Origin of the sequence: Vitiosangium sp. GDMCC 1.1324 (assembly GCF_003044305.1) — a bacterium.
Taxonomy (GTDB): Bacteria; Myxococcota; Myxococcia; order Myxococcales; family Myxococcaceae; genus Archangium.
The window spans coordinates 618,662-645,076 of record NZ_PZOX01000002.1; the positions used below are offsets into that span (position 1 = coordinate 618,662).

Genomic DNA, 26,415 nt, shown 5'->3' on the forward strand with positions numbered 1-26,415 from the left:
CCGCCCTCCCGGTCAGTGGACGGGGCCACCCGCCAGGTGGCGCAGCTTGTCCGGATTGCGCACCACGAAGATCGCGGTGACCTTGCCGTCCTCGATCTGCAGGGCGGTGGTCTGCAAGGTGTCGCCGGGCTCGATGGTGACGAACCCGGGCAGCCCATTGATGAAGCCGTAGCGCACGAGCCGCGAGCCCTGCTTCTCCAGGATGCGCGCGAGCCCCGCGTGCAGCTCCATGACCTTGTCGATGCCGATGATCGGCGCCATCGCCGCAGGCTTCTTGCCACCGCCGTCGGCGTGAACGGTCACATCGGCGGCCAGCAGGGATTGCAGCGTCTGCATGTCGCCGCTCCGCGACGCCGCGAAGAAGGCCGAGGCAATCTCCAGACCCCGCTCCTGGGACATCTGGAAACGCGGGCGATCGGCATGCACGTGGGTGCGGGCACGACTCGCGAGCTGGCGGCAGGCCGCCGGCTCACGCCCGAGGGTCTCGGCGATCTCCTCGAAGCCCACGCCGAATACGTCGTGCAGCAGGAAGGCAGCGCGCTCCAATGGAGACAGCCGCTCCAGCGCCATCATCAGCGGCAGGGTGATGTCGTCGAGCTCCGGGTCGTCATCCGCCTTGGCCACCACCGGCTCGGGCAGCCACGGCCCGACGTAGGTTTCCCGCTGCCTCCGGGCCGACTTCAGGACGTCCAGGCACAGCCGCGTCACGACGCGGCGCAGGAAGCCTTCCGGCTCGAGCACCGCGTCGCGATCGGTCGCGAGCCAGCGGATGAAGGCCTCCTGCACCACGTCCTCGGCGTCCGCCACCGACCCCAGCATCCGATAGGCGACGCGGACCAGCTTGGGCCGCAGGGGGTCGAAGGTGGCCGCGGCGTCCTGTTCGGATGCGGGTGCCATCAGGCCGCCTTCCTCTCGGTGCCAACCGGGTGGCTCAGACGGAAGCCAACGCCGAACCGGTTGAAGCTGTTGATGACGTTGATCAGCAAGGTGAGCTTCACCTGCTCCTCCTCCGTGAACTGCGCCTTGAGCGCCTGGTAGGCCTCATCGGGCGCATGGGTCTGGGCCAACAGGGTCAGGGCGTCCGTCCAGCCGAGCGCCGCGCGTTCACGCTCGGTGTAGAGCGGCGACTCCCGCCAGGCGTCGAGCAGGTAGAGGCGCTCCTCCGTTTCACCCTGCTTGCGGGCCTCCTGGGTGTGCATGTGCAGGCAGATGGCGCAGCCGTTGAGCTGCGAGGCGCGGATCTTCACCAGCTCCATCAGGCTCGGCTCCAGGCCGTTCTGGACCACCGTGGTCCCGAAGTCGATCAGGGGCTTCAGCAGGGCGGCGTTGGCGAAGGGGTTCAGTCTCGGGGTCATGTTCGTTTTCCTCGTCAGGAGATGACTTCCGAGCCCAGGACGAGGCTTCCCGCCGAATGTGACATGGGCATTTCGGCCAGGATTAACGCGCCCGCACAAACCGGGCTGGTGCCTCCAGCCCGGTTGCCCGTTCCCGGGGGGTTCAGCCCTGTGCGCGGTGGGCCGCCGCCAGCTTCTCGAGCAGCTCGTCCACCTGCACCGCGGTGATGATGAGCGACGGCGCGATGCGCAGCGTGTTGTTGCCCGCCACCCCGACGACGAGCCCCTGTGCGAGGGCGGCCTTCACCAGCTCGGCGGGAGGCCGCTGGAGCTGGACGCCCACGAGGAGCCCCTTGCCGCGCACCTCATGGGTGGGACCGAAGATGCGGCGCAGGCCCTCCATGAGCTGAAGGCCTCGCTCCACCACGTTGCCCACGAAGCCCGGCGAGGTGACTTCCTTCATCACCGTCAGCCCCGCCGCGCACGCGAAGGGATTGCCTCCGAAGGTGGTGCCGTGCAGGCCCGGCGTCATCAGCGCGGCCACGGGCTCGGTCGCGAGCACGGCGCCAATGGGGATGCCTCCACCGAGTCCCTTCGCCAGGGACATCACGTCCGGGGTGATGCCTTCATGCTGATGGCAGAACATCCGTCCGGTGCGGCCAATCCCCGTCTGGATTTCATCCGCCACCATGAGGGCCTGGTGGCGCGTGCACAACTCCCGGACCCGGGCCAGGAATCCCGGAGGAGGCACGTGCACGCCGCTCTCGCCCTGGATGGGCTCGAGGAACACACCGGCCACGTCATCCTTCATGGCGGCGGCGAGTGCGTCCGCGTCACCGAAGGGAACGAAGTCCGTGGGAGGCAGGGGCTCGAAGGGCGCGCGGTAGGAGGGCGTGTGCGTGATGCTGAGGGAGCCGAGCGTGCGCCCGTGGAAGCTCCCCTCGAAGGCGATGATGCGGCGCTTGCGGCCCTCATGCGCCACGTTGCCCCACAGGCGCACGAGCTTGTAGGCCGCCTCGTTGGCCTCCGTCCCCGAGTTGCAGAACAGCATCCGTCCCGGAAACGCCTCGGGGACGATGCGCGCCGCCAGTTCCTCCTGTCCGAGCTGCCCGTAGTGGTTCGAGGTGTGGATCAACGTCGCGGCCTGCCGCGACAGCGTCTCCACGAGTTTCGGGTGCGAGTGCCCCAGGGTGCACACCGCCACGCCGGCGAAGGCATCGAGGTACTCACGGCCCGCGCCGTCGTACAGGTAGCAGCCATTGCCACGGACGAAGCTCACGTCCTGGCGGCGGTAGTTCTGGATGAGGAAGGAAGTGGAAGCAGTGGGGCTGTTCAATTCGGTGTGTCCCTCATGACAGGCCATGGGAAAGGGGCGGCCCGTGGCTCGCGTCCCTACCATGCGTGACCCCGAGTGACGAGCCCCACGGCCCGGCGGGCTGCCTCGCGTGCGGCGGCATGGGATAGTGCCCCCTTCGCGGCCCTGGACCGGAGGGAACCTGCCATGGATATCAAGAGCCCTCGGCTTCTCTACCTCAAGGCCTTCTTGTTCGTGCTCCTGGGGCTGCTGGCCTCGAGCCTGCTCCTCGTGGAGAACCCGAGCCTGAGGACCGCCGTGCTGCTGGCGGTGGCCGTCTGGGCTTTCTCCCGGGCGTACTACTTCGCTTTCTACGTCATCCAGCACTACATCGATGGCAGCTACCGGTTCTCCGGACTGGGCTCGTTCCTCCAGTACCTCTTCCGAAAGAAGTCATAGCGGGCACCGGGAGGCGCGCCGGACTCCCTCTGGTGTGGTAGTGCCCCGGCTCCATTCATGCGGCACAAGGACACGAGCGGTGACAAAGAGGTGACGGGGCGCGGGCCACGCGGCGGAGGCAAGGCCGCGGCGCTGGAGCCACGCGAGCGCATCCGCCGGGAGGCCACGCGCCTCATCGCCCTGCGAGGCTTCGGCGCCATCTCCGTCAACGACGTGGCCCAGGCCGTGGGCATCAGCAAGCAGGCCCTGCTCTACCACTACCCCTCCCGCGAGGCGCTGCACGACGCGGTCCTCGACTCCCTCATCGAGCACTCCAACCGCCACCTCCTGGTCCTCGTCGGGGCCTTCACCGGAAGGGGCGAGGAGCGGCTGGAGCGGGCGATGGCGCAGATCCGCGAGTTCTTCGACGCGGACCCCGATGCCGCCCGCGTCATCCTGCGCGAGCTGCTGGACGGGGAACGCGAGCACGTGACGCGCCTGCTCCGGGGCGTGGAGCCGTGGCTGCGCCTCATGGCGGATGCGCTGCGCCAGGGACAGCAGGAGGGCCGGGTCCGCCAGGAGCTGGACCCCGAGGCCGCGGTCGCCCACGTGGGCACGCTGCTGCTCACCACCTTCGCGCTGCTGCCCATGATGGGTTGGACCGGGGCGAGCGACGCGGAGTGGCGCGAGCGGCGGCTCGGGGAGGTGGTGCGCCTCATCGAGCGCTATCTCTTCACCGACGCCGACCCCCAGCGTCCCCGCCCGAGCCCCCGCCGTCAGACGAAGTAGGAGCGGCGCAGCACCTCCTCGGGAAGCTGGTGCAGGTCGAAGGTGTCCAGCTTCCGCAATTCGTTCTCATCCATGCCGAGCGCCCTGTACTCCGGGGTGGAGCCCATCACGCCCCGCAGCACCACGCCCGCCAGGTGGCGCGCCGTGCTCAATCCCACCGGGCCCACCGCCATGCGGTTGAAGGCGACGTGGCCCACCTCGTCCACCAGGATTTCGATGAGCCGCTGCTCCATGGACTCGCGCACCGCGGGCTCGTCCCGGAAGATCTCCCCCACCCGGCGCAGCATCCAGTTGAAGCTGAAGACGCCGGAGACCTCCGCGGCCAGCAGCACCGGGTGGAAGAAGAGGCCCGGCGCGTGCACCAGGGTGCCGATGAGCAGCCGCAGTGGCAGCGGCGGCCTCCACGCGCCTTCCACCTCCACCCCGAAGTGCTGCGTGGCGCCGATGAGGATGCGCGTGTGGTACGTCTCCTCGTAGGCCACCAGCCGCTCCACCTGGTGGAAGAGCTCCGGCGCGTCGTGCCGTTGATGGCGCTCGCGGGTGAGCACCTCCACCCCGTAGGCCTCGCCCGCGTTCGCCTTCACGAAGGTCAGCAGCGCCACCATCGGCGGCGTCAGCCCTCGCACCGCGTCGAAGCTCTCATAGGCCCGGTTGAAGCCCTCTCCGTCCACCGGCCCCGTGAAGCGTCCCTCCCATCCCGCCGCCTCGCGCAGCCACTCCTCGCGCCGGGAGAAGCCCGTGGTGAAGTCCATCGTGCCGTTGCGGCGCTCGAGGAACTCCCGGTAGGCGCGCAGCAGGTCCTCGCGCGGGGAGCCAGCCACGGGTTCATAGAAGCTGGGACGCAGGGCGGTGGGGGCGATGCCATTCATGACACACCTCGAGGGAAGGACTCTTACCAATTGGTCAGTCCTTCCTTTCCTCATGGCAAGGGCTTCGTCCAGGCCCCCGCGCCCCAACGGTGGAAAACCGATGCTCGGAGTGTGTTGCAGCGGACGGCCCGCGCCCTCGCTCAGGCCGCCGACGCCTCCTGCTCGGCCTGGGTGAGCGGCAGCCGCACCCGGAAGCACGCGCCCCGCGGCACGGACGCGTCCAGCTCGAGCGTCCCCCCGTGGTTCTCCGCGACAATCTGCCGGCAGATGGCCAGCCCCAGTCCCGAGCCCTTCCCCACGTCCTTCGTGGAGAAGAAGGGCTCGAAGATCTTCGCCCTCAGCTCCAGCGGGATGCCCGGGCCATCATCGGCCACCGTGACCTCGACCATGTCGTCCCGGACGGCCGTGCTCACCCGCACCTCTCCCTCATTCCCCATCGCGTCCAGGGAGTTGCGCAGCAGGTTCAGCAGCACCTGCCCCAACTGCCCCTTGTGGAAGGCGAAGCGCGGCACCGCCCCGTACCGCACCTCCACCCTCGCGCTCTGGGGCAGCGAGCGCCGGAGCAGCTCGACCGTCTCCTGGACCGTCTGGTTGAGGTCATCGGGCTCGAGGCGCGGGCGCTCGCCGCGCAGGAACGCGCGCAAATCCGCCTGGATGGAGCGGATGCGCTCCGTGGCGTACCGCATCGCCTCCAGCGCCTCGGGCGTGTCCTGGAGCAGGAAGTCGACGTCCCATTCCTTCCACAGCCGCTCGACGAGCTGCGCGTCCTCGGGGTGGCCCGCGAGCAGCTCACGGCACATCCGCAGCACATCCGCCAGCTGCTCGAAGTACTCGCGCACCGGCGGCAGGTTGTTGTGGATGGCGGTGAGCGGATTGTTGATTTCGTGCGACAGCCTCGCCAGCAGCTGGCCCATCGCGGAGAGCTTTTCCGCCTGGATGACCCGCTCGCGCGCCTGCTCGAGCTCCACGGTGCGGGCCGCCACCACGCGCTCCAACTCGGTGTTCCTGCGCCGCAGGGCGAGCCCCCTCCAGCGCACCACGCCCGCCACCGCGCCCCCCAGGACCAGCACGCCCAGGGCCCTCGCCCACCAGGCCGCCCACCACGGCGGATGCACCACCAGGGAGAGCCCCGCCACGGGACCCCAGGGCCCCTGGCCGTTGCGAGCGTGCACCTCCAGGCGGTAGTGCCCGGGCGGGAGCACGCTGTAGCGCGCCGAGCGCCCATGCGCGACGTGCCAGTCGTCCAGCCCCACCAAGCGCGCCTCGTGCACCACCTGCGTCTCGTCGACAATGCCCAGGTCGGCGAACTGGACCTCCAGCGTCGCCTCGTCGTGCCAGGCCTCGAGCCGCTCGGCGGGGGGCTGGGCCCACGCGTGCGTCCCGAGGGTGAGGTCCATCAGGACCACGCGCGGCGGAGCAGCCGGGCCGGTGTAGCGGTTGCTCTCGAAGCGGCCGAGGCCCGTCGAGGTGCCCACCCACACGGTGCCGTCCGCGTCCGCCAGGAAGGAGTTGCCACTGCAGTCGTCGCCCGGAGCGCCCCCTGCCGCGCCGAAGTGCTCGAGCAATTCGTCTCCCTGGAGCACGTCCACCCCGGCCCCGGTCCCCACCCAGAGGCGGCCCGACGCGTCCTCGCCGAGATGGTAGACGACTCCGCTGTGGAGTCCCTTGTTCCGGTCCAGGTGGACCAGGCCGGAGAGGCGCCCCTCCTGGTAGGAGAAACAGCTCAGGCCGATGGGCTCCGTATAGGACACGCACACCCGGCCGTCGCGCCGGGCCACGAGGTAGCGGACGCGGTCATCCCGCAGGCCATCCGCGGCACCCAGGCGCCGGAACACGCCGCCCTCGCGCACGTAGAGCCCGTCGCCCGCGGCCCACAACCGCCCGGCACCGTCCCTCGTCAGGCCCATGAAGGGCGCATTCCGGCTGGGAGGCAGCACCAGCTCGAAGGACCACTCCTCTCCAGCGCGCACCCCGCGCAGCAGGCCGCCCCCGCCGGCGGCCCACAACGTGCCATCGGACTCCCACACCAGCCCGGCGGTGGAGCGCGCCGGGTAGCCTTGCGCCTCGCCGAATGTCTTCAGCTTCCCGCTCCAGGGCTCGTAGCGGTGGAGCCCGGCCGGGCTGCCCGCGGCCCACACGGCGCCCTCCCCATCCACCCTCACGGCCTTGAGCGAATAGCCGCGCAGCCCGGGCACGGGGACCCACGCCCCGGACGTGCCGCTCGCGAGCCCCGCATCGGTGCCGACCCACATCGTCCCATCGGGACCCCGAGTCAGGCCCCAGATGAAACTCGATGGCAATCCGGAACTGGCGTCGTGGAGGGTCCACAGGCCGCGGCCCAGGGAGCGGTGGACGCCCAGGCTGGCTATCCAGAGCGACCCCTCCCTGTCATCCAGGACGTCCTGCATCCGCGCCGCCTGCTCGGAGAGGCCCAACCGGAGGAAGCCCGCGCGCTCGCCCTCCACCTCGAGAATGCCGCGGTAGGTCGGTATCAGGAGCTGTCCCCGGCTCCCCACGCGCAGCCGACGCCCCGCGGCCACCGCGCCCTTGAGGAGCTGGGAGCGATCCTCGAAGGGCGCGCCGTCCCGGGGTTGCATGACGAGCCGCCCCTCCCCGCTCAGCCACAGGCGGCCCTGCCCGTCCCGCACGAGGGTGGAGAGGGGACTTCCCGGCCCCGGCACCTCGCGCACCTGCCAGCGCCCCCTCTTGTCGAGACTCAGCAGGCTCGAGCGCGAAACCACCTGGAGCGTGCCCGAGGCATCCACCCAGAGCGCCGTGACCACTCCCCCCGGCCACCCGGGCACCAGGTGGAAACGCCCCGGCTCCGTCTCGATGAACAGGCCCTGCTCCGTCCCCGCCAGCATCCGCTTGCTGGAGTCCAGGCGGATGCGCCACACCTGAGCGGGGACTCCGTTCATGGGCACGGCGACGAAGCGGCCCCCGTCCCAGCGGACCACGCCCCCCTGGGTCGCCAGCAGCAGCCGGCCCTGGGCGTCCACGGTCGCGTCATTCACGGACACCGACGGCAGGCCGGCTTCCAGGCCGAAGCGCTCGAAGCGCTTGCCATCGAAGCGGTACACCGCGTCCACGGCGCCCCCCCAGACGAATCCGTCCCCGTCCTGCTGGAGCCAGAGCATGCCTGGGTTCTCGAGGCCCGACTCCGTGCCATAGCTCCGGAACCGGATGAGCCCCGAAGGCTCATCGCCTCGCGCCGCGCTCCCCACCAGCAAGGCGAGCAGGCCCAGGGTCAGGAGCAGGGTGTTGCGATACGACGACGGCATGGCTCCTGGGGACTCGCGCAAACGGTGGGACACAGGCAAGGAGCGTCCCAGTATACGAGAAGGAAGGGGTCGCCCGCTTCAGCCAGAGACAGGCGGCTCGGACACGAGCGCCGCCGAAGCGGACGCACCCGCCCCGCGCTCCCGTGCGCGCCATCGGCTGTACCGCTTTTTCGCTGGCAGTGCGATCAGGAGCGACAGCGCCAGGACGGACAGTGCAAGCCCGAGCGCGGGCAGCACCTCCTGCGAGCGCCCCAGCCGCCCCGCCAGGCCCGCGAAGGTGGACCAGCCGTAGGCCAGGGGCAGGTGCACCACGTAGACCCAGAGCGACGCGCGCCCCACCGGGCCCAGCAGCCCGTCCAGCCGCGAAGGCAGCAGCATCGCGAGTCCCGCCACCACCGCGAGCAGCCCCACCCGCCACACCACCAGCGCCAGGTCGCTCGACCTCGGGTCCCCGCCCCACAGCGCCATCACCGCGAGCAGCCCCGTGCCCGGCCCCATCAGGCACAGCCAGTGCGGCACCCGCTTCACCCCCGCGAGCCCCAGCCCCGTGAGGCCTCCCACGAAGAAGTACGCCGCCCACGGGAAGAGCGGGAAGTTGGAGGCGCGGCCCACCAGCACCAGTTCCAGCACCAGGGGCCACCCACCCGCCTCCACCGACGCGCGCAACCCCGGGCTCACCAGGGGGAAGAGCACCGCGAGCAGCGCCAGCGCTCCCATGCGCGCCACCCGGGCCTTGAGCAGCGCCAGCACGCTCGCGCCCATCAGCAGCGCCCCCGCCACCCCGTGCAGCGCATCGAAGGCGAGGAAGTGCCGCCACACCTCCACGTCCCCGGCGAACAGCGCCGGCAGCCCCCAACCGGGCCAACGTAACAGGTAGCCCCAGCCGAGCAGCAACCCCACCCGCGGCACGTACCGGCGCAGCACGCCCGGGCCCCATGCGCCCGTGCGCTGCACCGTCGTCGCGAAGGCCCAGCCCGCCACGAAGAGGAACAGCGGCGCCGTCACGGCCCGCATGGACCAGTACGCCAGCATGCCCGTCCCATCGCGCGCCTCGTCCGTCAGCACCGCATCCAGCGTGTGGCCCATCACCATGGCGATGACGGCCACCGCCCGCGCACGGTCCAGGCCCGTGTTGCGCGGGCTCGGTACCGGGGCGGGCGGCGGTGCAGCAGAGGCCTGCTGGGGACTCATTTCCTCGGGGACGAACCGACGGCCACGCTCAGACGCGCATCGGCATCACCACGGCGGTGAAGCTCCGGTCCCCCGGCGCATGCAGCACGCCCGGGCTGTGCTCGTCACCCAGCTCGAAGGCCACCTCGTCCGTGTCCGTCACCGTGAGCACGTCGATCAGGTAGCGCGCGTTGAAGCCGATGGTGATGGACGTGCCCCGGTATGCGATGTCCAGCGCGTCCTTGGCCTCGCCCAGGTCCGGGTTGTTCGCGGTGATGAGCAGCTGGTTCTCCGCCAGGCCAATCCGCACCGCGTAGCTCTTGTCCGCGCTCAACAGCGCGATGCGCTTGAGGCCCTCGAGCAGCCGCGTCTTGGGCACCAGCACCGCCTTCTCCCCCTCCTTGGGGATGACGCGCTGGTACTCGGGGAACTGCCCGTCGATGAGCCGCATCACCATGGTGAGGCCCGTCTTCTTGAAGAGCGCCGAGTTCTCCGCGAACCCCAGGTGGCACTCCGCGTCCGGCGCCTCGTCCAACAGCCGCTTGAGCTCCAGCAGGCCCTTGCGCGGGATGATGACGCCGCTCTTGAGCTTGAAGTCCCCCTGCAACTCGCGCTCGATGAGCGAGAGCCGGTGGCCGTCCGTGGCCACCATGCGCACCTTGCCGCCCGCCTGCGGCTCGAAGAAGACGCCGTTGAGGATGTAGCGCGTCTCGTCCGTGGAGATGGCGAACTGCGTCTTCTTGATCATCTCCAGCAGCGTGTTGCCCATCACCTGCACCAGCGGCGCGCTCTCCTCGCGCGGCAGCTTCGGGTACTCCTCGGGCGCCGTGCCGACGATCTTGAAGTGCGCCGAGCCGCTCGTAATCTCCACGTAGTTGTTCGCCAGCTTCTTGAGCGTGACGTGGGCGTCCGGCAGGTTCTGGACGATGTCGAAGACGTACTTGGCGCTCAGCGTGACGGCGCCCGGCTTCACCACCTCGGCCGGGTGCTCGGAGACGATTCCAATCTCCAGATCGAACGCCGTGACGGTCACCCCCGTCTTGTGCGCCGTGACGAGCACGTTGGCGAGGATGGGCATCGTCGTCTTGCGCTCCACGATGCCCTGGGCGCGGTAGAGGGCCTTCTTCAGCTCGTCGGCGGCGATGCGGAATTCCATCTCGGGGGGTCCTTGAACAACCAGGGGTACAGGAAAGAATGGCGGCTGCACGGCCGCCCGTGGCGGATGTAGCCCGGGGGGGCACAGCCGTCAACGAACCTGACGTCTGCGGTCATGCTCTCTCGCCGGGCACACGGGGAAACGGGGACTTGGACCATCTCCCCGGGCCCTGGCACACAGGTAGCACATCCGCCTACCGACCAGACGGCCGGTCCCTGCTTCTGGCGAGCCCCGCACACATACCTAAGGAGGGTCGCGGAGGAAGCGTCATGCACGACAGGGTCTACAAGACCGACGAGGAGTGGCGGACGCAGCTCACCTCGGAGCAGTACCAGGTCATGCGCGAGAAGAGCACCGAGCCGCCCTTCACTGGGGCCCTCTGGGACCACCACGGCAAGGGCTTCTACTGCTGCGCCGGCTGCGGTGAGATCCTGTTCTCCTCGCGGGCGAGGTTCAACCCGGGCACGGGTTGGCTCAGCTTCTGGGCCCCCGTCAACGAGAGCCACGTCGCCCACCACGACGACCACACCCTGCGGCAGAACCGGGAGGAGATTTCCTGCTACCGCTGCGGCTGCCACATCGGCCACGTCTACTTCGATGGGCCGGCACCCACCGGGCTGCGCTACTCCATCAACTCGGCCGCCCTGCTCTTCGAGCCCGAGGAACAGGCCATCGAGGAGGGGGTCGGCGCGCCGCCCTACGAATAACCCGGGCTCCGCCCGCACTGGGAAGTGGCATCCCCCCCGGGAGACAGCGAGACTGCCGCCTCCCTACCCGGAGCCCGACCCATGATCCTGCGTCAGCCCCTGCTCACCGCCGCCCTCACCCTGGGCCTGCTCGTCGGCTGCAGCAACCGCAGCAGTCCCGAGCCCCGGCCCGCCGAGTCCGGCGGCACACCCACCACCCCCATGGAAACTCCCCCTGCCAACAAGCCCCTGCCGTCTTCCGCCGCTAACACCGAGGCCCCGTCGGGCGGCACCGCCGCTCCCTCCGCCGATCGCGGCCCCGCCGTCTTCTACGTGAGGGACAGCGGCGTGCGCTGCATGGCCGCCCCCTGCCCGTCCTATATCGCCACCCGCGTGGATCGCCCCGGCGAGGACGGGCTCAAGGTCACCGACGTCGACCTGTCCGCGCTCAACCTCTCCGATGAGAAGCGCAACTCCATCATCGAGGGCACCCACATGGGCTCCGGCATCAAGGTGGAGGCCACCGTGGAGACCGTGCCCAACGCGGGCCCCGCCGGCGCCGCCACCGTGTTGCGCGTGCAGAAGGTGGTCGACAGCAAGTAGCTCCGCCGTCCCACACCGGGGGACCTCGTCCCCCGGGCCGCACCCGAGCCATCCCGCGTCCTCCCGGAAGCAGTATCCTGCCGCCCTCCCGATTCACCGGCAGGAGCGCTTCCACCATGATGGGGCCAGTGGACCTCCCCCCCCAGTCCGCGTGCGCGGCCAGATGGCTCCTCGGAATGCTGGCCCTGCCATGCATCCTGGTTGCCGGTATCGCCCATGCGGCCGCCCCCACACGGTTGGAGGCCTCGCCACGCCAGCTCCTCTCCGGACGCGACACCCGCTCCACCCTCACCGTCTCCGGACTCCCCGCTGACGCGCGCCTCGCGTGCAGCGCGGGCCGTGTCCTCCCGCTCCGGCGCTCGGCCCCCGACACGCTCCAGGCCACCTTCGTCCCGCCCCGCACCGAGGTGCTCGCACCCATCCTCTGCGCCGCGGTGTCCCCTTCCTCGGGCGCCCACGCCACCGTGGTGCTCGAGGTGCAGCGCCGTCAGGTGTTGCCACTCACCGGCCTGCCGCCCCTCGGCCGCGTGGAGGTCCGCATCGGCGAGGCCCTCTACGGCCCCGTCCGCGCCAATGCCACCGGACAGGCCGAGGTGCCCGTGCTCCTCACCCCCACCCTCGCGCAGGCCACCGTGTCGGCCACCGCGCCCGGCCAGCCACCCCAGCAGCGGAGCCTGCCACTGCCCGTGTCCTCCAGGCCCGGAGTGCTCCTGCTCGCCGAGGGCTCCTCCGTCGAGGCCGACGGTGTGCGCGGCGTGCGCGTCTGGGCCTTCGCCATCGACGGGCGCGGCGAGCCGCTGGAGGCTCCTCCCTCCTTCTCTCGCACCGGAGGCACCTTCGAGCCCCAGCGCGTGGCCCCGGGCGTCCACGTGGGCACCTTCGTTCCCACGCCCCGGGCCGCTCCGGGAGAGGCCGTGCTCACCGCCCTCACGGGCACCGGTGAGTCCTCCAGCGTCCGCGTAGCGCTGCGGGCCGGAGTGAAGCCCGTGCTCCGCGTGGAGGCCGCCTCGCCCGAGCTGCTCGCGGATGGGGCCTCCGGCACGGACATCACCGTGAGCGTCCGCGATGCGCAGGGGCGCGCGCTGCCCGGTCAGCCCGTCCGGCTCCAGGCCACGCGCGGCGAGGTGGCGCCCCTCCAGGACCGGGGAGATGGCACCTACCTCGCGCGCTACCGCGCCCCCATCGGCGGAGGCGAGGAGCGGCTCACCGCCCTGCTCGAGGGCGCGCCTCCGGCCTCGCTCGCCCTGAAGCTGCGCCCGCCGCCCCGTCTCACGCTGGAGGCGAGCACGCACGAGTTGCCCGCGGATGGTGTCACACGACTCGTGCTCCAGCTCACGGCCCGCGACACGCGGGGAGCGCTGGCACCGGATGGGACGGAGATCTCCCTCACCACCACGCTGGGCCTGGTGCCCGCCTCCGCGCGCACGCGCGACGGCCGTGCCACCGTCGAGTGGGTGTCCGGCCACCAGGCCGGCGAGGCCCTCATCGAAGCCCGGTGGGAAGACGCAAGCAGCCGCGTCTCCGTGCGGCTCGTCCCCGGCGCCGCCGCCCGCCTGCGCGTGCGCACCGAGGAGCGCGAGGTGCTCTGCGGTGGCACGGACAGCGCGCAGGTCCACCTGCTCGTCCAGGACGCGTACGGCAACCCGCTGGATGGCGTGCCCATCACCTTGAGCGCCGCGGGCACCCAGGCCGAGCGCGGGCACTTCGAGCGCGTGGCGGCGCTCGGTGGCGGCGAGTTCGTCACCCGCTTCCATCCCCCCGCCCGGTGCGAGGGCGGCGTGGCCACCCTGCTCGCCGCGGCGGGCGACGCCCGAGGCGATGCCCGGCTCACCCTCACCTCTCGCATGCCCCGGGGACTCACCGTGCGGCTCGGCGCACAGAGCAACCTCGGCCGGCTGGTGCAGCCCACGTTCGAGTTGGAGGGGGACGTGCGCCCCTATGCACTCGGTGAGCGGCTCGCCGCCAGTGCCTCCCTGCAGGTGGCCTGGGGCCGGCTCTCCCTGCGCGGCGAGAGCGCGACACACGAGCCCTTCGACCTGACCGGTACGGCCCTCACCACCACCGTGTCCGCCGGCGCGCGCTGGCTCGTGCCCCTCACCGGCTCGCTGTCCGCCTATGCCGGTGCCGGGCTGGACGCGCACCTCACCCGCTTCGACTGGCGCATCAGCCTGGACCAGGGCCTCCAGCGCCAGCTCTCCCTCGCGTTCGGCGGACACGCGCGGCTCGGACTGACCTGGTCGTTCGGGCCCGGAGAGCTCGTGCTGCAGGGACGCTACGGGCTCGCCCGGCTCCCCGACAGCGGTACCTTTCAAGGCTCCATCGGCGGGCTCTCCGCCTCGCTCGGCTACCGCTTCCCGCTGTGACGAAAGGAGGCTCGGATGCGCTCGCGTCTCGTGGATGGCTCATCGCTCCCGTACCCGCCCGGCATGCTCCGGCTGACCGTGCTCCTGGCCTGCGCACTCTCCTGCGCCCCCATCCAGGACACGCCGCGCCTGGACAGGGTGTCCCCGAACAGCGCGCTGTACGGCTCGCCCGAGCACCTGCTGCTCAACGGCTCCTTCGCGCCGGACCTCGCGGTGGACCTGGGCTCGGACACGCCTCCCTCGCTGGAGAACCGCTTCGAGGTACGCATCGGCTCCGAGCGCGCCTACGGCGTGCGCTTCCTCTCCCGTGACTCGCTCGAGGCCGTGGCGCCCACCACCCTGCCTCCGGGCCGCCACGACATCACCGTCACCGATGCCCAGGGCCACTCTTCCACCCTGCCCGGAGCCTTCGAGGTCATCGACCGCGATGTGCACCGCCTCGTCTTCGTCACCTCGATGCGCTCGGCCCACCCCGGCGAGTGGTCCGAACCCATCCGCATCGAGCTGAGAGACCCCTCGGGCCAGCCCGCCCCCACCTCCACCCCCCGCACCGTGCGCGTCACCAGTGACTCCAGCACTGGCCGCTTCGCCTGGCTCGGCCACGAGCAGGAGGCCCAGGCCGCGCTGGAGGTGACGCTCGCCCCGGGGGAGTCGGGGTTGGACATCGAATACCAGGACTCCACGCCCGGCTATCACACGCTGGAGTCCAGCAGCCGCGAGCTTCCCCCCATCACCCAGACGGTGGCCGTGGGACGGCTCGGCCCGCCCACCGCGGTGCGCTTCACCTGGGTGCCCTCCTCGCCCCTGGTGGCCGGAGAGCCCGTGGCGATCGCCCTGGAGGTGCTGGACTCCAGTGGCGGCCCCGCCTCCATGCCGGCCACGGGCATCCAGCTCGAGCTGAGCACCAACTCGCCGGCGGGAGGCCTGGCCGTGAGCGGCTCCGAGCCCTACCACCCGGCCCTCTCCCTCATCCTCCAGGCCTCGCAGGGCCGCCTGCCCCTGCTCTACCGGGACATGCGCAGCGCGACGCAGGTGCGGCTGTCGGCCCGAGCCATCAACCGGGACACGCTCACCGCGCTCGAGTCCGATGAAATCAGCCTCGTGGTGGAGCCCGGCCCCACCCGCCGCTTCGAGGTGCTGCGCGCCGGCACCCGGCCCCTGCAGGTGGGCATCCCCGAGCGCTTCCTCGTCCAGGCGCTCGATGCCTTTGGCAACCTCACGCCGTACACCGGGCCGGTGCTGCTGGACACCGTCCCCACCGACCCGGACTTCTCTCCCGGCCGCATCGAGCTCGCCGAGGGCGAGGCGTCCTTCTACGCGGAGTTCACCCGGGTGCAGACGGTGTCCGTGGTGGCGACGGATCCCAACGCGGCCACCGTGAGCGGCACCTCCGATGCGCTGCTCGTCCGCCCGGGCCCACCCGACCACCTGGCGGTGTCCGCCGTGCCCGGGCCCCAGGTGGCCGGTACGTCCTTCGAGCTCACCCTCGAGGCGCTGGACCGCTTCGGCAACCGCTCGGACATGCCCGTGTCCCTGAGGCTCTCCGCCTCCGGAGTCCCTGACAGCGCGCTGAGCCCCACCACCAGCGGCACCTTCACGGGGGCCCTCACCCTCCCGGTGACCATCACCGCGGCGGTGGAGGAGACGCACCTGGAGATCACCGGTGGAAACTCCGAGGCACCGGATGCGCTCCACGCCACCACCGGAGGCTTCGAGGTACGCCCCGGCACCACCCAGCGCTTCGTGGTGGAGGACACGCCGGAGGCGAAGACGGTGGGCGTCCCCTTCCGCGTGCGCATCCGAGCGGTGGACACCTATGGCAACACCACCCGGGACGTGCACGACCTGATGCTCGGCGCCGAGGGCGTCCACGCCCACCTCTTCACCCCCTCCGACTTCGCCGGCTTCCAGGGCCAGGCGGACGTGGCGATCACCATCTCGCAGGCCATCTCCAGCACGCGGGTGACCGTCCTCTCCGGCACCACCAGGGGACAACAGGCGGGCACGTTCGCCGTCAACGCTCTATAGGCCCGTGCCCATGAGAATCCGCTCCCAGCTGCTGCTGCTGCTGCTCGCCATCGCCGCGGTGCCCACCGTGGCGACGGGACTGCTGGCGTGGCGTGGCGCGGAGCGGGCCCTCGCGGAGGCGGTGACGGAACAACACCGGCGCACCGCGCGCGCCGAGGCCGAGCACGCCGCCACCTACGTCCTCTCGCTGGCCACGGAGCTGGGCAGCGCGCTGCTCCACCAGGACCCCACCGCGCTCGGCCCCTCCGAGGCCCAGGAGTTCCTCACCCGCGTCTTCCTGCGGCGCGACCGCATCGCGCAGGTGGGACTCTTCGACGGGCGGACCCACCTGGTGGCCTCCGTCTTCGTGGATGACCCCGAGGCGTTCGCGCGACAGGAGCCCCAGTTCCGCCGGCACGACACCGTCGCCGCCGAGGAGGTGGAGGACTTCCAGCGCCGGGCCGCGGAGCTGCTTTCGCGGATGGACCCGGGCCGCGCGTACGCCGTCTCCGCGCCCTACCTCACCACCGTGCGCCACCGGCCTGCGGTGGTGGTGGCGGCACTCGCACCCGGGACGCGAGGCGGGGGGCTCGCCGCCGAGCTGGGCCTGGAGGAGCTCTCCCAGCATCTGACCACCGGGGGCGAGGGCCTCGAGCGCGTCTTCCTGCTGGATGCTCAAGGCCGACTGGTGCTGGACGGAGCACCCGGGCAGGCCCACTCCGAGGAGGACTTCTCCGCGAAACTGCCTGGAGCGAGGGGCGCGAGACAACCGGGACTGGGCCACTACGAGGAGGACGGCCACGCGTGGCTGGCGGCCTACAGCCCGGTGCCGGAGCTGGGCTGGGTGGCGGTGGTGACCCGCCCGCGCGAGGCCGCATTCGCACCGCTCCACGCCCTGGGCCGGAGCACCTTCGAGGTCCTGGGACTCACCCTGGTGGGAGTCCTGCTGCTGACGCCACTGCTGGCCCGAGCCATGGCCCGCCCCATCGCCCGGCTGGCCGAGGGCGCGCGCGAGCTGGCGCGGGGAAACCTCGGCCACCGGCTCACCCTCAAGCGCCGGGACGAGCTGGGAGACCTGGCGCGCGCATTCAACGACATGGGGCACGCGCTGGAGGTGGCGCACCGCGAGCTGCTGGGCTTCAACGAGCAGCTCGCGGCCCAGGTGGAGGAACGCACCCGCGAGCTGCAACAGACGCAGGCCCAGCTCTCGCGCAGCCAACGCCTGGCGGCCATGGGAGACCTGGCGGCCGGCATGGCGCACGAGATGAACAACCCGCTCGCCGCCATCCTGGGCAACGTGCAGCTGATGCTGATGGACCTGCCGGAGGACGACCCCTCGCGCCGGATGCTCTCCACGGTCCACCAGCAGGCCCAGCGCATCGCCACCATCGTCCGCGAGCTGCAATTGCTCTCCGAACGCCAGCAATTGGGCCGCCATCCCCTGGACCTGCACCGGATGCTGCACCGGGTGCTGGATTCGCGCGGGGCGGAGCTGACGCAGGCGGGGGTGCGAGTGGACTGCCACTTCCACCCCGGAGAGGTGAAGGTGCTCGGCGACACGCAGGCGCTGGGAGATGTCTTCGCCCGGCTGCTGACCAACGCCCTCACGGCATTGAAGGACCGGCCGGAGCGCACCCTCACGGTCGCCACCCACGTGGTGGACACGCAGGTGGTCCGGGTGGAGATGCGCGACACGGGCCGGGGCATTCCCCGCGAGCATTTGGAGCGCATCTTCAATCCCTTCTTCACCACCAAGCAGCAGTGGACCGGGAAGGGCCTGTCACTGGCCATCTGCCACCGGGTCATCGAGAACCACGGCGGCTCCATCACCCTCCAGAGCGACGAGGGAATGGGCACCACCGTGACGCTCATGCTGCCCGCCGCCCCCGTGCAAGGCCCTCTGGTGTGAGCACGGCACTCCCGGTGACAATGATTGCCACGGCCTCGATTGCCCTGGAAATCAATCACCAGCCCAACTTCAATCATTTACTTGGAGATACATGGTGGACATGAAGAAGCGTGGATGCAGGACAAGAAGCATCTGGAGGTTGGCGGGTCTTCTCCTGGGGCTCGTGGCGCTCTGCGCCCAGGCGGAGCCGCCCTCCTTCACGCTCCCTGGCCGTAAGCCGGACTCCAAGGAGCCTTGGGGCGCTTTTCTTGGCAAGGCCGCACATGTGGCCATTGGCCTTGAGTACCGCGTGCAGCACCCCGCCAACGCCGTCTTCCTCAACACCGTCGACCTCTTCAGCATTGTGGAGGAAGGGAAGTTGGGGGACCCCGAGCGTCTTCCGGCGTTCGTGAGGCGCTTGCGCCCGGACATCACTGATACCCGCCGCCTCGTGCTCTTCGAGCTCAAGCCGGACAATGAGGAGTCGCGCAGGGAAGGGAGAGAACAGGCAGGGCGCTACCTGGCGGCGCTCAATGACGCTGTCGAGCCTGACAAGAAGCTCGTGGGAGGCACCGGCTTCGAGGGGTCGCTCTTCCTCGACTTCGAGAACGGGGGAGCACTCTGGCAGTTGTCCTGGCGCACGCCAGAGCCCGGAGTGACTGTGTACCGCTGGAGCTACCGGCGCAAGAAGCCCGGTGCTTCCTGGAAGGAGCGGGCGGCCCAGAAGGAAGAGGAGTTGCCCAGGGAAGAGATTGATCAACACGGTAAGTTGGCCGAGCCGGCGATCCGGGCTGCGTATGACAAGGGCGAACGACCCGAGGGCTTCCAGGGCCAGGTCTACCTGCCTGTGGACTGCCGCTGAGAGGGAGGCAGGCGCCTGCCTCCCTCAGAGCGCGCGAAGTGCCTGGCGCTTGAGGAGCGTCTGACCGCTGTGGTAGGGCGAAAAGCCATGACCACGGAACAGTCCCCTGTGCTCGAGTTTCCAGCGTGGCTCTACGGCACCATCGCCGCCATTCGCCGCAAGGCGAGAGCCGAGGGACGCTGGTGGGCCCGGGAGTACATCAAGACCGGTGTCTTTCCCCAACCCCGGCAGATGCGCCAAGTGCCGTCCTGCGAGGTGCTGGTGATGCACTCGGGGGCCGAAGGTTTCGACTGGGCCAGCCCGCGCTGGCGGATGCACATGTTCAGCGCCGTCTTCATGGACTTGAATGAAGGTGTCCCGAAGGAGGAGCATCAACGCATGAGGAAGGCCTTCGAGTCCTTCTGCCTGAGCACTCCTTGGGGGGCGCTCTGCCATGCCGTGTCCCCCCCCCCGCTGCGGAGCGCGGAGCGCATGGCGAACCGGCTCGCCTCGGTGCTCCGCTTCTGGGACGTGCTCCAGGGCCCTCGCTACGCGTTCTGGCCCGGTAAGAAGTACACGCTGGAAGAGCTCATGGATGATATCTACCGCAAGACCTTGGAGGCATGGTGCCCCGGAGGCCCTGCCTCGGTCCGCGAGCACATGGCCCTGACGGTGGAGCGCATGGCTCGCGCTACCCGCGAGGACTGCCTGGAGGCCGTGCTTCGATTGATGCCTGTCCTGGTGGAGGTGGACCCTGAATTCAAGCACCGCGAGGAGCTCAGCGACCCGGGCTTCCTACGCGAGCGCCTCTCCGCGCTTTCGTCGGAGAGGTTCGAGGATATCTCAAGCGCCTACAAATACACGGTGACCATACAATTGGCTGACTGGGATAGGGAGTTGGGGCGGCATTAGACGCCGCTCTTTCATGCCTGGGATTACTCCCCACGCTGCTGGCGCTCGTGGAGGACCTCGACATAGTCGCGCAGCATGCGGAAGGCGTCGCTGTCGTAGTGCAGGGAACTGCTGGACGTGGCGTGCTCGTCCAAGGCGAACAGGGAGACCGTGAGGGCACGCCAGCCCTCGAGCATCTCCGCGTAGCGGTGCTGTTCGAGCAGGGCACGGAACTCCTTCACGGCGGGGTGGTCCTCGTGGCGAGTCAAGGAGCCCCAGTTCAACGCGCGGGAGAGGATCTCCCCCGTGCCGAGCAGGCGCAGCTGCTCCTTGTGACGACGGCTGGCCTCCTTCTCCCTACGCCAGAGGAAGACGGAGAACACAATCCACCCGACAAGGAACACCCCTCCCAGCAACCCGACCAGCGTGCAGATCCGCATCCCGTAGGGTTACCTGAAACCCGAGCGCGAGGCTCCCTCCGAGACGTGCTCCATGGCTCCCCTCGCACGTCCGCTGAAGTCAGCGAGCGCGCCTCCGACGGGAAGCGCGGAATCAGGGATAAAACCTGGATTTCAAGCTATCCAGCGATTACTCTTCTGGCACGGATGATGCAATGTCGCCCACCTGCATCACACACAGGAGAGAACATGAATCGTCGCAACTTCACCTCGAGCATCGTGGCCATGGGCTGCCTCACCGTCCTCCACGGATGCGTGATGGACGCCTCGGAGCCCGAGGCCGACGCACTTGGGAACCACGAGCAGGCGGAGCTGGGCTACAACCCGGGAGCGGGCTGGAACCTCGCGTGGTCGGACGAGTTCGATGGGACCAGCCTCAACACGGGCAACTGGAACGTCCTGACGAGCAACTACGACCCGGTCACCAACAACTGCAACTTCGGCACGGGCGAGCTGGAGTATCCCCGGGCACAGAACGTCACCGTGAGCGGAGGCAAGCTCATCCTCACCGCCGAGCGCACGAGCGACAACCCGGTGGACTCGCGGTGTACCGGCTACGGTGCGCGCTCGTTCTACTCGGGCCGCATCCACACCAAGGGCAAGGTGGAGAAGCGGTACGGCAAGATTGTCGCCAGCATCAAGGTCCCCTCCGGGTATGGCATGTGGCCGGCGTTCTGGACGCTCGGCGCCAACATCTCCACCACCCCGTGGCCCGCCTGCGGGGAGATCGACATCCTGGAGTGGAACTCCAATGACCCCACCTGGATGAAGAGCGCCACGCACTGGTCCACCGGCGCGCAGGCGGACTGGGGCACCGGCGCCAGCGGGAACTACAACCTCGCCGACTCGTTCCACACCTACGAGGTGGAATGGACCGCCAGCAGCATGGTGTTCCGGCTGGACGGCAACATCGTGGCCAACAGCACGTACTACCACAACGAGACCGAGTTCCAGCAGCCCCACTACATCCTGCTGAACCTGGCGCTGGGTGGGAACTGGTACGGCAACCCGAGCCCCGCCAGCATCGCCCTGCCCTCGGGCACGAAGAAGACGATGGAAGTGGAGTGGGTGCGCTGGTACCAGCAGGGCAGCTCGACGGGCGTCTCGCTCACCAACCCGGGCTTCGAGTCCGGAATGACGGGCTGGACCAACTGGAGCCCCAACGGCACCGAGGCCGCGGGCTTCTCCGAGACGTACAACGGAGGCCACGCGGGCTCCTACCACCTGACGCACTATAACAACGCCTCGCCCTTCGAGGTGTGGACGTACCAGACGAAGAGCGGGCTGGCCTCGGGCAACTACAAGGTCCGCGCGTGGGTGCGAAAGGGCGGCGCCTATGACATCGCGCGCCTCCAGGCCAAGACGTGCGCCTCCTGCGCGCCCGTCTACACGGACCTGGGCACGTACGGCAGCTGGACCCTGGTGGAGACGCCCGCCATCTCCGTCACCGGTGGCTACCTGGAACTGGGCTTCCACACCCGGCTCAGCGCGGGCAACTCGGCCAACTACATCCACATGGATGACGTGGAGCTGATCCGCCTCTAAGCCGCAAAGGGGCACAGCCAGGCTCCAGCATCAGCGACAACTCGCGCGCTGATGCTGGAGCAGGTGCCGCACTCAGAAGACGCAGGCGTGCCCCGTGGTGTTGCAGTACCCCTGCTTTCCGCTGCAGACACAGTCCGCGTCATCGCTGCAGCGGCGCGCCGGGCACGTCGGACCACCACCACCGCCGCCACCACCACCGCCGCCGCCACCACCCGGGTACGTGTACTTGCACCCGTTCGAGACGCAGGTCACGGACGACGCGCTGGGGCATGCATCCCAACAGTCATCTTCGGAGGAACAGCGGACGGCCAAACAGACAAGCCCCGCGACGGACTCGTCCTGGCTCACCTCGGCGCTGAACTGCTCGTCACTGGAATACGAGGCCTCCTCGGACCGCGGCTCGCTGGAAGCAGCGGGCTCGGCGGAGACGGCGGCGGTGAAGGACAACAGGAGGGCGAGGCTCCACGGCAGATAACGGCGATGGGATGACATCTCGGGGAACTCCTTTCGATTCCCGTGACTCCCGCGCGACGGTGCGCGGGAGCTCGCGGGGATGGCAAGAGTAACACGGTTGCCTCGCCGGAAGGCTTCATGGAAGGTCCTGAAGAGAGAAAGTCTGTTCTGGAAAAGAAATGCGCCCGGCCAGCGGGAAGCAGGGCCGGGCGCGGAGTTGTCACGGGAGACGGCTGCGCCGAGGCTCAGCCCGCCGGGCAGAACGTCACGTTGAGCTGCTGCCCGCCGGTGCAGGTGTAGAAGCCGGCCTGGTTGGCCGCCATCGGGTAATCGTCATAGGGGAACGAGTACACGGCGCCGCACTGGTCGTGGACCCACTTCGCGTACAGGTTGTAGGGCTTCCCGGTGTTGTAGTACTGCGACACGGTGGTGCTGTCGGGCGCGTCCACCATTCCGCGGGTCAGCGCCGCGCACCACTTCGCGCTCTGGTCGAAGAACGGCGCGGAGCACGCGTACACCTGCGGCGTCTTCGCCGTCCCCGGGTTGCAGACGCCAGGGTACTTGCTGGCGCAGCGGGCAATCTCACCATCCAGCCGCGAACAGACGGTCCCACGGCGCGAATCGCTCGCATACTCCCCGTCGAGGCAGAAAGAGCGCGGGGCGAGGCAGATGGTCCCACCGCCCATGGTGTAGCGCAGGCTGTCCGGACACTGGGTGTCGATGGCCGACTGCATGGCGCTCGCGGTCTTGTTGCACTGCACCTGCACACAGCTCGAGCCGGTGCCCACGCCGGTGATCTGCATGGGCAGACCCACGTGGTCCACGTACGTGAGGTTGTAGTGCAGGAGCTGCGAGCCACCACTGGGCTTCTCCAGCGTGAACTCGGCCTTCTCCAGCTCGCGGGGCGAGGTCGGCGACGGCAGGACCTTGTATGCGCTCACGCGGCCGCTGGGGTAGTTCTCCGGCGTCGCATAGGTGTAGCTCTGGCCCGATGCCAGGGTGCGGTAGATGGTCTTGCCCGCTGAGTCCCGCTCGAGCCCGACGTCCCCCACGCCCGTCAGCGCCACGCTGAGGGTGAAGGGGCACTTGTTCGTCACCTTCATGGGAATGGTGCCCGGGGGATTCGTCGGAGGCGGATTGGACTCCCCGGTGTCGTACAGCTCGAACCAGTCGAGCTTGAACAGCCAGTCGCCACCCGTCGCCACGCCCTTGAGGTACAGCGAGTGGGTGCCGGAGATCTCCGTGATGCTGACGGTGCGGGTGATGAAGCTGTTCCAGTCAGTGCCGGTGGCGGAAGGGAGGTCCACCGTCCCCACCTTCGTGCCAGAGCCCACCGCATCGGCCCAGATCTCCGCCTTGCCGCCCCCATACGGGGCCGCGATGCGGAACTGCATCTGATCCGCACCGGTGAAGTTCACCGATGGGTAGTGGATCTGCTCGTTGACCTGGAAGCCCGCGACGGACTGCCCCTCGCCGCCGCCCTCGTTGAAGACTCCGCCGGGCGTCGTGCCGCTGGCCGACCAGTTCTCCGCCTGGATCCGGCTCCCGACGATGACCGGCTGCGCCGCCCCCGCCAGGGAGCTGTCTTCAACGGTCTCGCTCGCGCTGCCACAGGCCACACCCGTGGCCATCATCCAGCCCGCGGCGCCCACGCACCACGCGGTCTTCCAACTCCGCCGCACGACTTCCCGCTTCTGCATCTTGGTGATTGGCATGTTGTTGCTCTCTGCTCCTTGCTCAGTGGCACCCCTGCGTGGGGCACCCCCTGCGAACGCCATGAAGCAACATCCCGACCACCCTCCTCACCTCCTTGTTTTCCTCGTTGTCCACGCATTCCCAGTAAGTTCCGTTTATATCAGTTCCGCTAAGGTATGCCAGAGCAATGCCTCACAAGGCCTGGGCGAGGATTGGCCATGACGCACCGAGACATGAAATGGCCCAGATGATGACTCGAGTCACCAGGAGGAGGGACGCCATCGAGGAAGCACCCCCTGGTGACAGGAGTCACCAAGGGATGACCGGAGTCACCAGGGTCCCTGCCCCAAGCCATCCTCCGAAACATCTGGAAGCGCATGTTTATTGGCTCTTTCCGGCAAGACGGGTTCCTTCTCAGACACGCTCGGCCACGGAGCTCCTGGCATGGCTCCTGCTTTGGGCCTCGCTCCGTCTCTCAAAGGCAACCACCCACAAAGGAATGCTCTCGATGATTCGAAAACTCAGCACGCTCTCGACCGTGACGGCGCTGTTCGCCGGACTTGCCCTCCCCGTGGTTCCGGACACCGCCGTGGCCGCCCCCGCCCAGGAGGCCGTTCGCGTACCGGACGCGTCGCCGGAGCTCCTCTCCGCGATGCAGCGTGACTTCGGGCTCACCGCGGAGCAGGCCCGCCGCCGGATGACCTCCGAAGCGGTGGCCGCACGTCTCGAGAAGAGGTTGAGCGAGGACCTGGGCGCCACCTTCGGCGGAGCATGGATGAGCGAGGATGGCAGCAAGCTCGTCGTCGGCGTCACCGACGCGGCGAGCGCCGAGTATGTGCGCGGACTTGGGGCCGAGCCCCGGCGGGTCACCCGGAGCGCACGGCAGCTCGACCAGGTGAAGTCGGCGCTGGACCGCAACGCCCGCCGTGCCGGCAGGACCGTCCACGCCTGGTACGTCGACGTCGCCACCAACAGCGTCGTCGTGCTCGCCCAGGACAAGGCCCTGTCGGGTGCCCGGGACTTCGTCGCCGCCAGCGGCACCACCGACGGTTCCGTGCGCGTGGTGGCCTCGGCCGAGGAGCCCCGCCCGCTGTATGACCTGCGCGGCGGTGATGCGTACTACCCCGGCCCCTATCGCTGCTCCATCGGCTTCTCCGTCAGCGGCGGCTTCGTCACCGCGGGCCACTGTGGCGGCGTCGGCACCACCACCAACGGCGTCAACGGCGCGGCCCAGGGCACCGTGCGCGGCTCGACCTTCCCCGGCAACGACTACGCCTGGGTCCAGGTCAACTCCTCCTGGGCCTCCCAGCCCTGGGTGAACAACTACGCGGGCGGCAATGTCAGCGTCGCCGGCTCCGCGGAGGCCGCGGTGGGCAGCTCCATCTGTCGCTCGGGCTCCACCACGGGCTGGCGGTGCGGTGTCATCCAGGCCAAGAACGTGACCGTCAACTACTCCAACGGCCCCGTCTACGGTCTCACCCAGACCAACGCCTGCGCCGAGGGCGGTGACTCCGGCGGCTCGTGGATCTCCGGCGACCAGGCGCAGGGCGTGACCTCGGGCGGCTCGGGCAACTGCACCTCCGGGGGCACCACGTTCTTCCAGCCGCTCAACCCCATCCTGTCTGTCTATGGGCTCTCGCTCACGACGACGGGCGGCGGTGGCCGGGCCATCGTCTCGAACTTCAACGGCAAGTGCATCGACGTGCCCAATTCGAACGGCGTCGACGGCGCCCAGCTCCAGATGTGGGACTGCAACGGCACCAACGCCCAGAAGTGGACCTTCTACTCCGACGGCACCGTCCGCGCGTTCGGCCTGTGCATGGACGTGGCCTGGGGCTCCACGGCCAACGGCGCCGCCATCCAGCTCGCCAACTGCAATGGCACCGGCGCCCAGAAGTTCGTGCTGAGCGGCGCGGGCGACCTCGTCAATGTCCAGGCCAACAAGTGCGTGGACATCAAGGACTGGAACTCGGCCAGCGGCGCCCGGCTCCACACCTGGGAGTGCTCCGGCGGCTCGAACCAGAAGTGGTACCTCCGCTAGGCAACGCGTCCCCTCGTCCGGGCATGGCCGGTGTGGCCGTGTCCGGGCCGTGGTCCGGATGAAAGTGTGGCAGCCCTCATGCCGCGCTTTCGTGGGCCCGTCTTCCGAGGGACTGACGGTGGGGCTCTTCCGGCCGCGCGGCTAGCGGCCTCGGGCCCATCCGGGCGACCCACCGCCGCCCCTCCTGGCGAGGAGCCGTCTACTTGTCCGTCTTGGGAGCCGCGGCGTTCGCGTCCTTCGGGTTCTCTTCCTTGAGCGTGCCCAGCTTCGAGCTCCACCACTCCGGGCACAGCAGCAGGAAGACGCCGCCAAACGCCAGCATTCCCAGCAGCGACACCATCAGCACTTCCATTCAAGCCTCCGCGCCGCCTCGCATCGAGACGGCCAAATACATCTCCAACAACGGGAACTCGTCGGGAAATCGTCGATCACGCGCCATTCATGGGGGCGCTTCAGGTGGCGAGGGCCCGGCGCGCGTCCGCGCGGGGTGACTGGCTCCGAAGCCCGCCGAGCAGGTGAGCGGCCCGGCGGACGCGATGGCGTGCACGCCGTGCCGGAGCAACTCGGTCTGGATGAGCATCATGCCGTTTGCCTCCAGCTCGACCGATGGGAT

23 protein-coding genes are annotated in these 26,415 nt (G+C 69.5%); 11 read left to right on the forward strand and 12 right to left on the reverse strand.

Annotated features, from left to right (window positions below):
- Positions 1-12: 12 nt before the first annotated feature.
- From DAT35_RS07015 to DAT35_RS07025, 3 genes are all read right to left on the reverse strand, one after another.
- A complete protein-coding gene (locus DAT35_RS07015) occupies positions 13-897 on the reverse strand; it encodes a sigma-70 family RNA polymerase sigma factor (RefSeq protein ID WP_108066107.1) in 885 nt (294 codons plus the stop codon).
- Positions 897-1,355: a carboxymuconolactone decarboxylase family protein gene (locus tag DAT35_RS07020; protein ID WP_108066108.1), complete on the reverse strand. Its 459-nt coding sequence runs from the start codon at positions 1,353-1,355 to the stop codon at positions 897-899. The genes DAT35_RS07015 and DAT35_RS07020 overlap by 1 nt, the downstream gene beginning before the upstream one ends.
- A 142-nt stretch (positions 1,356-1,497) precedes the next feature.
- Positions 1,498-2,670, reverse strand: coding sequence for an aspartate aminotransferase family protein (locus DAT35_RS07025; protein ID WP_199242829.1), 1,173 nt, complete (start codon positions 2,668-2,670; stop codon positions 1,498-1,500).
- A 165-nt stretch (positions 2,671-2,835) separates the two neighbouring features.
- Between DAT35_RS07025 and DAT35_RS07030 the strand changes: the two genes are divergently transcribed.
- The gene (locus tag DAT35_RS07030; protein ID WP_108066110.1) at positions 2,836-3,087 is read left to right on the forward strand and encodes a hypothetical protein; all 252 of its coding nucleotides are present in this window, start codon (positions 2,836-2,838) and stop codon (positions 3,085-3,087) included.
- A 57-nt stretch (positions 3,088-3,144) separates the two neighbouring features.
- The gene (locus DAT35_RS07035) at positions 3,145-3,855 is read left to right on the forward strand and encodes a TetR/AcrR family transcriptional regulator (protein WP_108066111.1); all 711 of its coding nucleotides are present in this window, start codon (positions 3,145-3,147) and stop codon (positions 3,853-3,855) included.
- Here DAT35_RS07035 and DAT35_RS07040 read toward each other — a convergent pair.
- The 4 genes from DAT35_RS07040 to dnaN form a co-directional block, all read right to left on the reverse strand.
- Positions 3,843-4,724 (reverse strand): hypothetical protein, encoded by an 882-nt coding sequence (locus tag DAT35_RS07040; protein ID WP_108066112.1) that lies wholly within the window; start codon positions 4,722-4,724, stop codon positions 3,843-3,845. The two genes, DAT35_RS07035 and DAT35_RS07040, sit on opposite strands and share 13 nt — an antisense overlap.
- Positions 4,725-4,864: 140 nt before the next feature.
- Positions 4,865-8,005, reverse strand: coding sequence for an ATP-binding protein (locus DAT35_RS07045; RefSeq protein ID WP_108066113.1), 3,141 nt, complete (start codon positions 8,003-8,005; stop codon positions 4,865-4,867).
- Positions 8,006-8,083: 78 nt separating this feature from the next.
- On the reverse strand, positions 8,084-9,196 hold the full coding sequence (locus DAT35_RS07050) for a heparan-alpha-glucosaminide N-acetyltransferase domain-containing protein (protein WP_108066114.1): 1,113 nt from the start codon (positions 9,194-9,196) through the stop codon (positions 8,084-8,086).
- Positions 9,197-9,224: 28 nt separating this feature from the next.
- Entirely contained in the window at positions 9,225-10,331 is a 1,107-nt protein-coding gene (dnaN, locus tag DAT35_RS07055; RefSeq protein WP_108066115.1) for a DNA polymerase III subunit beta, read from the reverse strand.
- Positions 10,332-10,600: 269 nt separating this feature from the next.
- Here dnaN and msrB point away from each other — a divergent pair, with 269 nt between their 5' ends.
- The 7 genes from msrB to DAT35_RS07090 all read left to right on the forward strand — a co-directional run bounded on the left by msrB (position 10,601) and on the right by DAT35_RS07090 (position 19,631).
- The gene (msrB, locus tag DAT35_RS07060; RefSeq protein ID WP_108066116.1) at positions 10,601-11,038 is read left to right on the forward strand and encodes a peptide-methionine (R)-S-oxide reductase MsrB; all 438 of its coding nucleotides are present in this window, start codon (positions 10,601-10,603) and stop codon (positions 11,036-11,038) included.
- Between the two features lie 81 nt (positions 11,039-11,119).
- Positions 11,120-11,620, forward strand: coding sequence for a DUF6748 domain-containing protein (locus DAT35_RS07065; RefSeq protein ID WP_108066117.1), 501 nt, complete (start codon positions 11,120-11,122; stop codon positions 11,618-11,620).
- A gap of 116 nt (positions 11,621-11,736) precedes the next feature.
- Positions 11,737-13,983, forward strand: a complete 2,247-nt coding sequence (locus DAT35_RS07070) for an invasin domain 3-containing protein (RefSeq protein WP_108066118.1) — start codon at positions 11,737-11,739, stop codon at positions 13,981-13,983.
- A gap of 15 nt (positions 13,984-13,998) precedes the next feature.
- On the forward strand, positions 13,999-16,011 hold the full coding sequence (locus tag DAT35_RS07075; RefSeq protein ID WP_108066119.1) for a hypothetical protein: 2,013 nt from the start codon (positions 13,999-14,001) through the stop codon (positions 16,009-16,011).
- 10 nt (positions 16,012-16,021) lie between these two features.
- Positions 16,022-17,899: an ATP-binding protein gene (locus DAT35_RS07080; RefSeq protein ID WP_146209602.1), complete on the forward strand. Its 1,878-nt coding sequence runs from the start codon at positions 16,022-16,024 to the stop codon at positions 17,897-17,899.
- 100 nt (positions 17,900-17,999) lie between these two features.
- Positions 18,000-18,740, forward strand: coding sequence for a hypothetical protein (locus DAT35_RS07085; RefSeq protein WP_233261330.1), 741 nt, complete (start codon positions 18,000-18,002; stop codon positions 18,738-18,740).
- An 87-nt stretch (positions 18,741-18,827) separates the two neighbouring features.
- Complete coding sequence (locus DAT35_RS07090) at positions 18,828-19,631, forward strand: hypothetical protein (RefSeq protein ID WP_108066121.1); 804 nt, start codon at positions 18,828-18,830, stop codon at positions 19,629-19,631.
- A 23-nt stretch (positions 19,632-19,654) separates the two neighbouring features.
- Here the strand turns inward: DAT35_RS07090 and DAT35_RS07095 are convergent, their stop codons facing one another.
- Positions 19,655-20,050 (reverse strand): hypothetical protein, encoded by a 396-nt coding sequence (locus tag DAT35_RS07095; RefSeq protein ID WP_108066122.1) that lies wholly within the window; start codon positions 20,048-20,050, stop codon positions 19,655-19,657.
- A 207-nt stretch (positions 20,051-20,257) separates the two neighbouring features.
- Here DAT35_RS07095 and DAT35_RS07100 point away from each other — a divergent pair, with 207 nt between their 5' ends.
- Positions 20,258-21,613, forward strand: coding sequence for a family 16 glycosylhydrolase (locus DAT35_RS07100; protein WP_108066123.1), 1,356 nt, complete (start codon positions 20,258-20,260; stop codon positions 21,611-21,613).
- A gap of 72 nt (positions 21,614-21,685) precedes the next feature.
- On the opposite strand, the gene DAT35_RS07105 is transcribed toward DAT35_RS07100, so the two are convergent.
- Positions 21,686-22,105: a hypothetical protein gene (locus tag DAT35_RS07105; protein ID WP_108066124.1), complete on the reverse strand. Its 420-nt coding sequence runs from the start codon at positions 22,103-22,105 to the stop codon at positions 21,686-21,688.
- A 206-nt stretch (positions 22,106-22,311) separates the two neighbouring features.
- Complete coding sequence (locus tag DAT35_RS07110) at positions 22,312-23,781, reverse strand: carbohydrate-binding protein (protein WP_158501584.1); 1,470 nt, start codon at positions 23,779-23,781, stop codon at positions 22,312-22,314.
- 488 nt (positions 23,782-24,269) lie between these two features.
- Between DAT35_RS07110 and DAT35_RS07115 the strand changes: the two genes are divergently transcribed.
- Positions 24,270-25,802 carry a ricin-type beta-trefoil lectin domain protein gene (locus tag DAT35_RS07115; RefSeq protein ID WP_108066126.1) on the forward strand — a complete coding sequence of 511 codons (1,533 nt, stop codon included), beginning with the start codon at positions 24,270-24,272 and terminating at the stop codon, positions 25,800-25,802.
- A gap of 199 nt (positions 25,803-26,001) precedes the next feature.
- On the opposite strand, the gene DAT35_RS59830 is transcribed toward DAT35_RS07115, so the two are convergent.
- Both DAT35_RS59830 and DAT35_RS58820 read right to left on the reverse strand, forming a co-directional pair.
- Entirely contained in the window at positions 26,002-26,154 is a 153-nt protein-coding gene (locus DAT35_RS59830) for a hypothetical protein (protein ID WP_199242830.1), read from the reverse strand.
- An 87-nt stretch (positions 26,155-26,241) separates the two neighbouring features.
- A complete protein-coding gene (locus tag DAT35_RS58820; protein ID WP_158501585.1) occupies positions 26,242-26,385 on the reverse strand; it encodes a hypothetical protein in 144 nt (47 codons plus the stop codon).
- Between the last annotated feature and the right edge of the window lie 30 nt (positions 26,386-26,415).

What these genes read in the sequence shown, in the direction of transcription:
- DAT35_RS07015 (WP_108066107.1), bottom strand. Translation starts at nt 897, where the DNA reads ATGGCACCCGCATCCGAACAGGACGCCGCGGCCACCTTCGACCCCCTG.
- DAT35_RS07020 (WP_108066108.1), bottom strand. Translation starts at nt 1,355, where the DNA reads ATGACCCCGAGACTGAACCCCTTCGCCAACGCCGCCCTGCTGAAGCCC.
- DAT35_RS07030 (WP_108066110.1), top strand. Translation starts at nt 2,836, where the DNA reads ATGGATATCAAGAGCCCTCGGCTTCTCTACCTCAAGGCCTTCTTGTTC.
- DAT35_RS07035 (WP_108066111.1), top strand. Translation starts at nt 3,145, where the DNA reads ATGCGGCACAAGGACACGAGCGGTGACAAAGAGGTGACGGGGCGCGGG.
- DAT35_RS07040 (WP_108066112.1), bottom strand. Translation starts at nt 4,724, where the DNA reads ATGAATGGCATCGCCCCCACCGCCCTGCGTCCCAGCTTCTATGAACCC.
- DAT35_RS07045 (WP_108066113.1), bottom strand. Translation starts at nt 8,005, where the DNA reads ATGCCGTCGTCGTATCGCAACACCCTGCTCCTGACCCTGGGCCTGCTC.
- DAT35_RS07050 (WP_108066114.1), bottom strand. Translation starts at nt 9,196, where the DNA reads ATGAGTCCCCAGCAGGCCTCTGCTGCACCGCCGCCCGCCCCGGTACCG.
- dnaN (WP_108066115.1), bottom strand. Translation starts at nt 10,331, where the DNA reads ATGGAATTCCGCATCGCCGCCGACGAGCTGAAGAAGGCCCTCTACCGC.
- msrB (WP_108066116.1), top strand. Translation starts at nt 10,601, where the DNA reads ATGCACGACAGGGTCTACAAGACCGACGAGGAGTGGCGGACGCAGCTC.
- DAT35_RS07065 (WP_108066117.1), top strand. Translation starts at nt 11,120, where the DNA reads ATGATCCTGCGTCAGCCCCTGCTCACCGCCGCCCTCACCCTGGGCCTG.
- DAT35_RS07070 (WP_108066118.1), top strand. Translation starts at nt 11,737, where the DNA reads ATGATGGGGCCAGTGGACCTCCCCCCCCAGTCCGCGTGCGCGGCCAGA.
- DAT35_RS07075 (WP_108066119.1), top strand. Translation starts at nt 13,999, where the DNA reads ATGCGCTCGCGTCTCGTGGATGGCTCATCGCTCCCGTACCCGCCCGGC.
- DAT35_RS07080 (WP_146209602.1), top strand. Translation starts at nt 16,022, where the DNA reads ATGAGAATCCGCTCCCAGCTGCTGCTGCTGCTGCTCGCCATCGCCGCG.
- DAT35_RS07085 (WP_233261330.1), top strand. Translation starts at nt 18,000, where the DNA reads ATGAAGAAGCGTGGATGCAGGACAAGAAGCATCTGGAGGTTGGCGGGT.
- DAT35_RS07090 (WP_108066121.1), top strand. Translation starts at nt 18,828, where the DNA reads ATGACCACGGAACAGTCCCCTGTGCTCGAGTTTCCAGCGTGGCTCTAC.
- DAT35_RS07095 (WP_108066122.1), bottom strand. Translation starts at nt 20,050, where the DNA reads ATGCGGATCTGCACGCTGGTCGGGTTGCTGGGAGGGGTGTTCCTTGTC.
- DAT35_RS07100 (WP_108066123.1), top strand. Translation starts at nt 20,258, where the DNA reads ATGAATCGTCGCAACTTCACCTCGAGCATCGTGGCCATGGGCTGCCTC.
- DAT35_RS07105 (WP_108066124.1), bottom strand. Translation starts at nt 22,105, where the DNA reads ATGTCATCCCATCGCCGTTATCTGCCGTGGAGCCTCGCCCTCCTGTTG.
- DAT35_RS07110 (WP_158501584.1), bottom strand. Translation starts at nt 23,781, where the DNA reads ATGCCAATCACCAAGATGCAGAAGCGGGAAGTCGTGCGGCGGAGTTGG.
- DAT35_RS07115 (WP_108066126.1), top strand. Translation starts at nt 24,270, where the DNA reads ATGATTCGAAAACTCAGCACGCTCTCGACCGTGACGGCGCTGTTCGCC.
- DAT35_RS59830 (WP_199242830.1), bottom strand. Translation starts at nt 26,154, where the DNA reads ATGGAAGTGCTGATGGTGTCGCTGCTGGGAATGCTGGCGTTTGGCGGC.
- DAT35_RS58820 (WP_158501585.1), bottom strand. Translation starts at nt 26,385, where the DNA reads ATGATGCTCATCCAGACCGAGTTGCTCCGGCACGGCGTGCACGCCATC.